Below are 11,305 nucleotides of genomic sequence, written 5' to 3'. Positions count from 1 at the left end.
GTTTTTCCATCTATCTGGTCAGACTTTATCGACACGTTACCTCCCGCTGAACGAGGCAATTAGCTATGGTTTGCCTATGGCCTGCTCGGGGTCGTTGTTCGAGATGTCGTTGATGAGAGCACTGCTGACCCTGCTGACCTGCCTGTCCTTCAGCCTCGCCGCGCCAGCACGGGCCGAGACCTTTACGGTCGGGGTCGAATTGCAGCCCTACAGACCTTACTCCGACGTACAAGACGGCCAGTACCTGGGCTATGGTCGCGACCTGCTGGACGCCTTTGCCGCGTACCAGGGCCATCAATTCATCTACCAGCCACTGCCTGTGCGGCGTCTGCTGAGTGACTTTCTCAATGATCGGGTGGCGTTCAAGTACCCCGACAACCCTCGCTGGAACGCCGACATCAAGCAGGGCCATCACCTGCATTACAGCCAGGCCGCCGCTGCGGCGGTGGATGGTGTGCTGGTCAAACCGCAGTTTCTTGGTCAGGGCAAACAGCGCTTGCGCCGGCTCGGCACTCAACGCGGCTTCACCCCCTGGCCCTATCTGGATGACATCAAGGCCGGGCGCATCATCCTGATCCAGGCCAACCAGATCGAGTCGCTGCTGGCCATGGCCATGAGCGACCGGGTCGATGGCGTCTATCTCAACCCACAGGTGGTGCGGCACCAGCTGTACAACCATGCCGCAGATGATGCACTGGTGTTCGACCCCAAACTGCCCTATCAGGATGACCACTACTACCTGTCGAGCATCCATCACCCGCAGGTGATCGAACAGTTCAATGCCTTCCTCACCAGCCAGGCCGATCTGGTGAAGACCCTCAAGGAACGCCACGGCATCGCCAACCCACTCGGCGGGCGCTGACAGCGGGGAGCTCTTCAGCGACTTGTTAGGGCTTTAACGCACCGCAATCCGCCGCCACCCAGCGCGCATGGCTTTGCATGCTGCTGCTCTGGCCATCGAAGGTGCCGTTGACCGTTGAGGTGAATTCCTTGTCGCTGACAAAGCGCGTTTCGCCTTCACCCTGGCCGTTGGGGCAGCTGAAACGGAATTTCCACAGCTGCTCGCTGCGTTCGGTGATTTCATTGCTGCAGCCGGATTCGGGGTCTTGCATGGGGATCTGCTGAGCCTTGATCTGTTCTGCGCTCATGCAGATGCGCACGCCTTTGTCGCCCAACTGAACGCCTTGCTGAGCCAGCATCTGCTCCATCATCTGGCGTTGCTCGGACGGCAGGTTTTTCATCTGTTCGAGCATCTGCTCCATCCCCGGCACGGCCTGGCCACCGACCTGCATTTTGTTCGAGCTGATTTCCCAAAGGCCGGGCTGAATGTCCAGCGCGTTGGCCAGGGCGGGTAGCAGGCAGAGGCTGAGGAGCATGGGATTACGGAGGGCGCGGCGCATAAGCGGCTCCTGAATCAAGTGGGCGACCCTGCAAGCGTAGACCCTCTTAGGAAGCGTCCGCCTCGACCTCTTCACGGTAGATGCGCAGGCCACGCGCCTGGTAGTTGGCCAGCGCGCTGGGATGATCGAGGCTGCAGGTGTGCACCCAGACCTTGGTGGTGCCCGGCCAGGCCCAGGCGGATTGCAGCGCGTGGGTGAGCAGCGGGCCACCAAAGCCCTGACCGAAGAAGGCCTCGACCAGGCCGAAATAGAGAATCTCCACCGCGCCGTCGGCATCACGCAGCAGCTCGTAATAGCCAGCAATCGCGCCCTGGTGATAGGCCACCCAGGTACGGTGGTTGGACTGTTCGATCAACTCGCGCCACTGCGCGTCGCTCCAGCTGAGTTTGTCGGTCCATTGCCAGGGCTCACCAACCAGCTGGTAGAGAAAGCGGTTGAGCTGAAACTGCTTGAGCTGGCATTCCACCACGCTCAGTTCGGCGGGCAGCGGCTTGGCGCGGATCTGCTCGGGGTGCTGCATATCCAGGTAATAGGTGATGGTGTTCATCGGCTTCCTGCTTGTTGGAGTGCCCGCAGATTTGTGGCCCGCCATCCCTGGCGGCAACCCCTGCGGGACCGTCGCAGACGACGTCAAAAATTGCTCCAGGCGATTTTTTGTAGGAGCCAGCTTGCTGGCGATGCTTTAGCTCTGCAAGGATCATCGGAGTGCCGAACCACAGCAAGCTGGCTCCTACAGAATGCTATCGAAACGCTTCAGTTGGGCTTCGCTACGCTCAACACCAACCTACATATGAACAAAACCCCCACCGGCATCGCCAAATGGGGGTTCTCCTCTTTTTACGCCAAGGCTTGTGGCCCGGGAGCGGACGCCGCCTCGAACCTATTTATGATCTGCTGCGCGTCGGCCCTGCTGCGTTAAAAACAGGCTCGGAATGCTCATGTACAGCTCGTACACTCCGCTTCCTCGCCTGTTTTTGCCTTGCATGGCTCTAGCTCGCAAGATCGTAAACAGCTTCTTAACCGTCGTCCTGGCCTGCCGCCGAAGCGGCCGGGGAGCTTTGCTCACAGCTCCAGAGTTCCAACGCCGGCTGGGTCGCTTGTGGCGGGCCGAGCCATTCACTCATCGAGTGGCAACGCTGGTTGAAACACAGTTGATAATCCCCTGCCTCGGGGGTTCGCCCCAAACGCAGGGGTTGCAAGGGCGGTAGCTGACGCTGGTAATGCCAGCTGCCCTCGCGCAGTTCGGCGCCGTCTGGAATCTCCATACCGGCCCCGGAACCCTTGACCCGTGCCTCGCCAAGGAGCAAGCCCTCAGGCGTGACGCGGTAATCCTCTTCCCAGCGAATCTTCTCGATGCTGTGCGTCCAGGCCAGGGTAAAGCTCGGTGTGGGCACTTCTGCCCACACCGCACCGGCCAAACCCAGACACAGGCCGATCACGCCGCCGCTACCTGGGCGCGATGCGCGCGCCAGAAGTGCTGGGCGATAAACAACGCCGCCAGGGCGAAGCCGATCTCGTCACTCATAGGCGTAGCCAGAATCAGGCTGGCACCAGCGGCAAAACCCAGCGCGCGTTCCCACCAACTCAGCTTGGCCTGCAGGTAACCGGTAAATACCGCACCCCAGATGCCAATCGCCACCACCGCCTTGAGCACCACATAAAGGGTGGCCAGCAGGCTGTCGCCCTGCAGCATCAGCGCCGGCTCGTACACCGCCATAAACGGCACGATAAACCCGGCTACGGCGATGCGAATGGCCCACAGGCTGATCTTCAGCCCGCTCTCCTTGGCAATCGGTGCGGCTGCGAAACAGGCCAGCGCCACCGGTGGCGTAAGGTCGGCCATGATGCCGAAATAGAACACGAACATGTGTGACACGATCAGCGGCACGCCCAGTTCCAGCAGCGCCGGCGCGGCAATCGAGCTGGTGATGATGTAGTTGGGAATGGTCGGGATGCCCATGCCCAGCACCAGGCAGGTGAGCATGGTCAGCACCAAGGAGAGGAACAGGTTGTCCTGGCCGATGGCGAGGATATAGCCGGCGAAAGTCGAGGCCACCCCGGTCAGCGACACCACGCCGATGATCACCCCCACCAGGGCGCAGGCGATGCCCACCGGCACGGCATGCCGTGCACCTTCGACCAGCGCGTGCAGGCAGATGGTCAGGGTGTCGCGGCCGCCCTTGAGAAACCAGCACACCGCGACCAACAGCGCGACCACGCCAAACACCACGCCGATACCGAGCTGGAAGAAGCCGGCGCAGAGCACGCCCAGGGCAATCCAGAAGGCAAAGCGCATGACCTTGGACGATACCCGCAGAATGATCGCCGAGCCGAGAATCACGATGGCGGTCAGGGCCAGGCCAACCATGCCGGAGAACAGCGGCGTGCGCCCGGAGAACAGCAGGTAGATCAGAATGAACAGCGGAATCAGCAGGTACCAGCGCTCTTTGATCGCGGTCCAGGGATTCGGGCACTGGTCTTTCGGCAGGCCCTGCAGGTTGGCGCGCTTGGCCTCCAAATGAACCATCCAGAACACCGAACCGAAGTACAGCAGCGCCGGAATCAGCGCGGCCTTGGCCACCTCGAAGAACGGCACGTTGATCGTCTCGGCCATGATAAAGGCCACCGCACCCATGATCGGCGGCATGATCTGGCTGCCCATCGACGAGGTGGCCTCCACGCCGCCGGCAAACGCCGGCTTGTAGCCGAAGCGCTTCATCAGCGGGATGGTGAACTGGCCGGTGGTGACCACGTTGGCCACCCCCGAACCGGTGATGGTGCCCATCAGCGCCGACGACACCACTGAGACCTTGGCCGGGCCGCCGAGCTTGTGGCCAAACAGACCCATGGCGAAATCGGTGAACAGCTTGATCATCCCGGCCTGTTCAAGGAACGCGCCGAACAGGATAAACAGGAAGATGTAGGTGGCCGACACGTAAGTCGGCGTGCCGTACAGCCCTTCGGTGCCGAAGGCCAACTGGTTGACCAGCTGATCGATGCCGTAGCCACGGTGCATCAGATCGCCCGGCAGGTACTGGCCGAACAGGCCGTAGGCGAGAAACAGCGCGCAGATGATCGGCAGGGCAATGCCCATCACCCGTCGCGCGGCTTCGAACACCAGCACGATCAGCACCAGGCCGACCACCATATCGCTCTGGGTCAGATCGCCGGAACGTTGAATCAAGTCGGCTTCGAAGTACCACTGGTAAAACGCTGTGGCCATGCCGGCCAGGCCCAGTAGCCAGGCCAACGGCTGCCAGGGCTGCGCCTTGCCACGGGCGGGAAAGCAGAGAAACACCACCAGCAGCAGAAAGCCCACATGCACGGCACGCAGAATCTGGCTGGATACCGGGTGGAAGGCCGCGGTGATGATCTGAAACGTCGAGAACAGCAGCGCGACATAGAACAGCGCTTTCGGCCAGTCGCCTGGGTTGGCGGCAAGGCCTTGATTGTGGTCACTCATGGAGCAGATGCCCTCACTACAACGTTGCCAGCACAAGAGTCGCCAACAAAACCTGCCGTGACGCGCACGCCGGTTTTATTCGCAGCTCTAGCTCATGTTCTGGAGCGGTTGGCGCTGCGCACAGCGCCAACCTACAGGGTTAACCCTTCAGCAGCCTTACAGCGCGCCAGCTTCCTTGTAGAAGCGCTCGGCACCCGGATGCAGCGGGATCGGCAGGCCTTTGGCGGCGCCTTCCAGCTTGATGTCCTTGGCCGCGGAGTGGGCGTTGCCCAGGCGCTCGAGGTTGTCGAACATCAGCTTGGTCATCTGGTAGGCCACCTCATCGGACACGCCGTCATGGCTGACCAGAATGTTGGTGATGGCCACCGTTGGTACATCACTGTCCTGACCGTCATAGGTGCCGGCTGGAATCGCTGTAGCCAGGTAGGCGGCGTTGTCGATCTTCGCGGTGACCTCGGCCGGGATGGCCACGAAAGTGATCGGCAGGGTCGCGGCCAGGTCGCGAATCGCCGCCATGCCCAGGCCCGAGGACTGCAGGGTGGCATCCAGCTGACGGTTCTTGATCAGCTCAACCGACTCGGCGTACGGCAGAAACTCCACCTTGCCCATGTCTTCATAGCTCAAGCCTGCAGCCTTGAAGATGGCGCGGGCGTTGAGCTCGGTGCCGGATTTCGGCGCGCCGACGGAGATGCGCTTGCCTTTCAGATCCGCCAGGGTGGTGATACCGGATTCCTTGCTGGCAACGATCTGGATGTAGTTCGGGTAGGTGCCGGCAATCGCCCGCAGCTTGCTCAGCGGCGCCTTGAAGCCTGCGTCTTCCACGCCATTCCAGGCATCGGCTACCGAGTCGCCGAGGGCGAAGGCCAGTTCACCGCGACCGGCTTGCAGCAGGTTGAGGTTTTCCACCGAGGCCTTGGTCGCCTGCACCGAGGTTTTGGCGCCGTCGATGCCGTTGCCGTAGAGCTGCGACAGGGCCACGCCGATCGGGTAGTACACGCCGCTGGTGCCACCGGTGAGTACGTTGATAAAGGTCGGCGCGGCGAGTACCGCAGTGCTCGCGGTCAAGGCGGCGGCAGCGGCAAACAGGCTGAAACGTTTGGTCATTCGCATGGAAGAATCTCCGTCGTTGTTATGGCTTTATGCAGAGGTTTCATGACGACGCGCCCGCTGGCGGGCTGCGTCAGGGACTAGTGCGATAGCGGAAAGGAGCAGACGCTCACGTGCGGCATAGGCCGGACGCACAAAAGGTGGGGCGTTGCGGTGGGACGCGACAGACGCGCCAGTGCGGCTGGGCAGTACATGGGATTCACCTCTTGTCGTTCTTATCGATGCCCGGGCAATCGAGTGCCTGGCTGACAAGGGCTATAGCAGATGCCGTGCCAGTGAGGGAAAAGCCCGTGCTAGAGCCTTTAGCCTGACCAACGCAGCCATCCTGACGGTTGCAATAAGCGGATATCCGCCAGCGCAAGAACCGAAATAAGCGAAATTCCGCCGACTGCCATGGTGGATGAAAACAGCGTCAGCTACGCGCCCCGACCCAGCCTAGATCCGGGCTACGGCTATCAATCTTCGTCGCTGCTGCCGGCTGGCCGATAGCTGCTGCGCTGCAGGCCATGGCGCTGCATCTTCTCATTGAGGGTGCGGCGTGGCAGCTGCAGCAGCGTCATCACCTCGGCAATATTGCCCTGGCAGTGTTGCAGCGCGCGGTGCAGGCATTGCGCCTCGAAAGCCTCCATCTGCTCGCTCAGTGACTGCTGCGGCAGATCACCACTTTCCACCCCACCACTCAAACCCAGGGCGTGGCGTTCGGCGGCGTTGATCAGCTCGCGCACGTTGCCCGGCCAGTCGTGCCCGAGCAGCCGGGTCAGCTCGCTGGGCGGCAGGCTCTGTGTCTCGCGGCCATGGCGTTGCGCAGCCTGGTTGGCGAAGTGCTCGAACAGCAGCGCAATGTCTTCACGGCGTTCACGCAGCGGCGGAATGCGCAGGGTGGCGACATTCAACCGGTAGTAGAGGTCTTCACGGAAACGCCCAGCTTTGACTTCATCGAGCAGGTCCGGCTTGACCGCACTGATCACCCGCAGGTCGACCTGGATGCTGCGGTTGGAACCCAGGCGCTCCAGGGTTTTCTCCTGCAACACGCGCAGCAGCTTGACCTGCTGGGCCAGCGGCAGGCTTTCCACCTCATCGAGGAACAGCGTGCCACCGTCGGCATGTTCGATGCGGCCGATGCGCTTGCCCTGGGCGCCGGTAAACGCACCGCTTTCATGGCCGAACAGCTCGCTCTCGAACAGGTGCTCGGGAATCGCCGCGCAGTTCAGCGCGACAAACGGCTTGCCGGCGCGGTTGCTGAAATCATGCAGGCAACGGGCAACCCGCTCCTTGCCGCTGCCGGTGTCACCGCGCAGGAGGATATTTACCGAAGTGCCGGCCAGTTCGAGAATCTGCCGACGCAGGGTTTCCATTGGCTTTGACACGCCGAGCAGCTGCGCCTCGATATGGTCCTTGAGGGCGAACTGCTGACGCAGCTGGCGGTTTTCACAGACCAGGCGGCGCTTGTCCAGGGCGCGGCGCACGCTGTCGAGCAGGCGTTCGGGGGTAAAGGGCTTTTCGATAAAGTCGTAGGCGCCCTGGCGCAGCGCCTGCACCGCCATCGGCACATCGCCGTGCCCGGTGATCAGAATCACCGGCAGGTCGCGGTCACGCTCCAGCACGCTGTCGAGCAACTGCAGACCATCGGTGCCGGGCATGCGCACATCGCTGATGATGATGCCGGGGTAATCACGCTCGACCAGCGCCAGCGCGGCCTGCGCCGTGGCACAGCTGTGCACGCTAAAACCGGACAGCTCCAGCCACTGCTGCACTGCCTCACGGATGGCGGCTTCATCATCGACGACTATCACGTGCCCGGTCATATCACCTCCCCCTCTTTAAATCGGCGGGCAGTGTAGCCCGGATAAAATCCGGGAAATAACCCGCACTACGCATTCGGCGCTGCCGGCAGGCGCAGAATAAACACCGCGCCCTGCTCACTATTGGCCGCCTCCAGGCTGCCGCCCAGTTCACGGACGATGCCGTAGGACACCGCCAACCCCAGGCCCAAGCCGGCGCCCACTGGCTTGGTGGTAAAGAACGGCTCGAACACATGCTCCAGCGCCTCGCTGGCGATACCGCCGCCGCTGTCGGCGATACTCAGCAGGCACTGCTCGGCCTGCCGCTCGATACGAATCTGCAACTGCCGCACGGTGCTGTCCGCCATGGCATCCAGGGCGTTGTTCAGCAGGTTGAGCAGCACCTGCTCCAGGCGAATGGCATCGCCCAGCACCCGCGCCTCGCTGTCGATCTCACTGTGCAGCTGCACCTGTTCGCTGCGCAGACGCGGCGCCAGCAGTTGCAGGGCCTGCTCCAGCACATCGCTCAAACGCAGACGCTCGCTCAGCCCCGCCGGGCTTTTGCGGGCGAAGGTTTTCAGGTGGCCGGTAAGCCCGGCAATACGCTGCAGCAGACCATCGATACGCTGCAGCCCTTCGCGCACGTCGTCCTGACGGCCGCTGTCGAGCAGCAAACGCAGGCTGCCCAGCTGCATCTGCATGGCGGTCAGTGGCTGGTTGATTTCATGGGCCATGGCCGCCGACATCTGCCCCAGCGCCGCCATCTTCGCCGCATGCACCAGGCCTTCCTGTGCCTCGCGCAACTCGGCGGTGCGCAGCGCCACCTCACGCTCCAGGCGCTCACGAATACCGGCTTGCAGCCGCTGAGTCTTGCGCCGCTGGGCCAGGTAAAGCAGCAGAAACGCCAGGGTCATCCACACCCCGGCGGCGGCCAGGCGATAGCTGCGCACGCTGTCGACCAGGGTTTTCGGCTCGTGCAGCAGGTGCAGGGTCCAGCCTTCGTCATCCAGCGGCTGGCGCTGCCAGAGGTAGTCACGCGGGCCGTCCGGGCCCTCGACCCGGCGCCACTGGCTGGCGCTGTCGATCTGCCGGCGCAGCGTGCTGGGCAGTGGTTGCAACGCCTGTTCGGCGTATTTGCGCACCTCCACCAATTCGGCGCGGGCCTGCTCACTCAAGCTGTCGAGGGCGAGAAAACGCCAGGCCGGGCGGTTGCTGAGGATCACCACCGAGTAGCTGTCGGCCACCAGCAGCACGCCGGGCTGGCTGGCCCATTCACGTTGCAGCTCTTCCAGCTCCAGCTTGACCACCAGCACGCCGAGCACCGTGCCGTCGTCATCGCGCACCGCATGGGAGAGGAAATAACCAGGGATGCCGGTGGTCACGCCCACGGCAAAATAGCGCCCGGCAGACTGGCGCACGGCATCCTGAAAATACGGACGAAAGGCGTAGTTGTTGCCGACAAAACTACTCCAGTCGCGCCAGTTGCTGGCCACCAGGGTTTCGCCCTTGTCGTTAAGCAGATACAGCACGTTGGAGCCGGCGGCGCTGTTGAGCTGCTCCAGGCGCTCGTTGAGTGTGCTGCGCAGCAGACTGTCGGTAGGCGCACGCAGCAGCGACTTGATATCGCTGTCCAGCGCCAGCACCTCGGGCACCGAGCGGAAGCGCTCAACCAGGGTGTGGATCGATTGCGCATACAGCTGCAACTGCCCACGCGCCTCCACGCTACGCTCCTGCCAGGCGCGCTGCTCGGCATAACGCCCGGCCAGCCAGATGCTCGCCAGCAGGCCGAGGAGAATCAGCAGGACGATCAGGGCAACGCGGTAACGCAGCAGAAAGGCAGACATGCGTGGCTCGCAACAAGGCGGAGCCGGCATGGTAAGACAAAGCACCGCGCCGCGCAGTGCGCAGCCGCTCGACTGTTTGAACAAGTGCCAGCGGCCGCTATAGTCAGCGCTGGCGGCACGCCGATTTAACCAGGTATGCATGATGAGCACTGAGCAACAGGCCACCACCCCACGCTTCTGGCGCGACCCCGCGCTGCCCTTCGTGGAAACGCGCGAAGCCCTCGATGGCCGCCTGCTGTGCTACGCCAAGCATTCCCATGAGTGTTTTTCGATCGGCACCATCACCCAAGGCCGCAGCACCTACCTCAATGAAAAGGCGCGCGAGCAAGTCGCCGCCGGCACGCTGGTGCTGATGAACCCAGGTGACGTGCATGCCTGCAACCCCGTGGACGGGCAGCCCTGGTCGTATCGTATGTTCTACATCGACACCACCTGGCTGGGCGACCTGCAACACCAACTGGGCTTCAGCCATAACCAGCCCCTGCAGCCCTTCTCTGCCATCCTCAGTCGCGACCCTGAACTGTTCAACGGCCTCAATCAGCTGTACGACCTGCTCAACGCGGCATCGGTGGATCATCTGCGCAAAGAGTGCGCCCTGATCGACTATTTCAGCACCCTGCAACAGCGCCTGGCCCCCGCACCGGCTCCTCTGCGCGAGGACAACCCGCGTATTCGTCTGGCCGCAGACTTTATCCGCGCGCACTGCACCCAGACGCTCAAGCTGGAAGACATCTGCAGCGCCGCCGAGCTGTCGCCCTCCTACCTGATTCGCAGTTTCCGCCAACACTACGGTATGACCCCGCATGCCTACCTGCTCAACTGCCGTGTGCAAGTGGCCCAGGCCGGGCTGAAGCGTGGCGAGTCGATTGCCGAGGTGGCGCTGGACGCCGGCTTTGCCGATCAGGCGCACTTGCAGCGCACCTTCAAACAGCTGCTCGCCGCCACCCCCGGACAATACCGCCGCACCTGATCAGACCAGCAGATAAAGCGCCGACAGCACCAGCAGCAAGGCCAGGACGCGATTGAACCAGCGCAGGTACAGCGGATTCTCCAGATACTGGCGCAGGTAAACCCCGGCCAGCGCCCAGCAACTGATCGACAGATAACAGATCACGAAATACAAGGCCGCGAACTGCCCCACCCGCAACAGATCACCATCTGCCGCATAGGCGCCCATGCCTGCCATCGAGGCCAGCCAGGCCTTGGGGTTAAGCCACTGCATCAGCGCGCCCTTGAACAGCGACGGGCGCTGCTGCGCGTCGTTGCCACTCAGCTGCCCGTCCGCCCGGGCCAGACCGTAGGACATGTACAGCAGAAAGGCGACGCCAAACCAGGCCACCCATTGCGTCAGCGCCGGCCACTGCTGCAACAGCTGTTGCAAACCCAGGCCCATGGCCAACAACAAGGCGGTAAAACCGAATGTCGCCCCGGTGACATGGCGCATGCTGCTACGCAGTCCATGGCTCGCGCCAGCGCTGAGCGCCAGCAGGTTGACCGGGCCGGGAGAGATCGAAGCAGCGAGGGCAAAACCCGCCATGGAATAAAACAGCGTATTCATCACACACCTGTCAGCACAACCAAAGGAAGCGTCAGGCTGACAGCCGCGCAATGCGCTGTATTGAAGGAAAATGCCCTCTCAGGCTTCCCAAAGGGCAAAGGCAATCAGTGCCAGGGCTGATCTGCGCACTCACACAAACCAGAAACGGCCCT

Annotated in this window: 10 protein-coding genes; 2 read left to right on the top strand and 8 right to left on the bottom strand. The window is 62.6% G+C overall.

The window, feature by feature from the left end; genetic code table 11:
* Nucleotides 1-112 precede the first annotated feature (112 nt).
* A complete protein-coding gene (locus IOD17_RS00190) occupies nucleotides 113-862 on the top strand; it encodes a hypothetical protein (RefSeq protein ID WP_233683109.1) in 750 nt (249 codons plus the stop codon).
* Nucleotides 863-887: 25 nt separating this feature from the next.
* Here the strand turns inward: IOD17_RS00190 and IOD17_RS00185 are convergent, their stop codons facing one another.
* From IOD17_RS00185 to IOD17_RS00155, 7 genes are all read right to left on the bottom strand, one after another.
* Entirely contained in the window at nucleotides 888-1,400 is a 513-nt protein-coding gene (locus tag IOD17_RS00185; protein ID WP_233683108.1) for a DUF3617 domain-containing protein, read from the bottom strand.
* Nucleotides 1,401-1,446: 46 nt separating this feature from the next.
* The gene (locus IOD17_RS00180; RefSeq protein ID WP_233683107.1) at nucleotides 1,447-1,947 is read right to left on the bottom strand and encodes a GNAT family N-acetyltransferase; all 501 of its coding nucleotides are present in this window, start codon (nucleotides 1,945-1,947) and stop codon (nucleotides 1,447-1,449) included.
* A gap of 469 nt (nucleotides 1,948-2,416) precedes the next feature.
* The gene (locus IOD17_RS00175; protein ID WP_233683106.1) at nucleotides 2,417-2,839 is read right to left on the bottom strand and encodes a DUF1850 domain-containing protein; all 423 of its coding nucleotides are present in this window, start codon (nucleotides 2,837-2,839) and stop codon (nucleotides 2,417-2,419) included.
* Nucleotides 2,836-4,863 carry a TRAP transporter permease gene (locus IOD17_RS00170; protein WP_233683105.1) on the bottom strand — a complete coding sequence of 676 codons (2,028 nt, stop codon included), beginning with the start codon at nucleotides 4,861-4,863 and terminating at the stop codon, nucleotides 2,836-2,838. Before IOD17_RS00170 ends, IOD17_RS00175 begins: the two co-directional genes overlap by 4 nt.
* 156 nt (nucleotides 4,864-5,019) lie before the next feature.
* Nucleotides 5,020-5,973 carry a TAXI family TRAP transporter solute-binding subunit gene (locus IOD17_RS00165; RefSeq protein WP_233683104.1) on the bottom strand — a complete coding sequence of 318 codons (954 nt, stop codon included), beginning with the start codon at nucleotides 5,971-5,973 and terminating at the stop codon, nucleotides 5,020-5,022.
* A gap of 452 nt (nucleotides 5,974-6,425) precedes the next feature.
* Complete coding sequence (locus IOD17_RS00160; protein WP_233683103.1) at nucleotides 6,426-7,775, bottom strand: sigma-54-dependent transcriptional regulator; 1,350 nt, start codon at nucleotides 7,773-7,775, stop codon at nucleotides 6,426-6,428.
* Nucleotides 7,776-7,840: 65 nt separating this feature from the next.
* Nucleotides 7,841-9,595 carry a sensor histidine kinase gene (locus tag IOD17_RS00155; RefSeq protein WP_233683102.1) on the bottom strand — a complete coding sequence of 585 codons (1,755 nt, stop codon included), beginning with the start codon at nucleotides 9,593-9,595 and terminating at the stop codon, nucleotides 7,841-7,843.
* 142 nt (nucleotides 9,596-9,737) lie between these two features.
* Here IOD17_RS00155 and IOD17_RS00150 point away from each other — a divergent pair, with 142 nt between their 5' ends.
* Nucleotides 9,738-10,565 (top strand): AraC family transcriptional regulator, encoded by an 828-nt coding sequence (locus tag IOD17_RS00150; RefSeq protein ID WP_233683101.1) that lies wholly within the window; start codon nucleotides 9,738-9,740, stop codon nucleotides 10,563-10,565.
* On the opposite strand, the gene IOD17_RS00145 is transcribed toward IOD17_RS00150, so the two are convergent.
* Entirely contained in the window at nucleotides 10,566-11,153 is a 588-nt protein-coding gene (locus IOD17_RS00145; protein WP_233683100.1) for a LysE family translocator, read from the bottom strand.
* Between the last annotated feature and the right edge of the window lie 152 nt (nucleotides 11,154-11,305).

The sequence above is a fragment of the Pseudomonas anguilliseptica genome (genome assembly GCF_021375795.1).
Taxonomy (GTDB): Bacteria; Pseudomonadota; Gammaproteobacteria; order Pseudomonadales; family Pseudomonadaceae; genus Aquipseudomonas; species Aquipseudomonas anguilliseptica_A.
The sequence above is the reverse complement of the archived record's forward strand: the minus strand, read 5'-3'. Positions and strand labels throughout refer to the sequence as shown.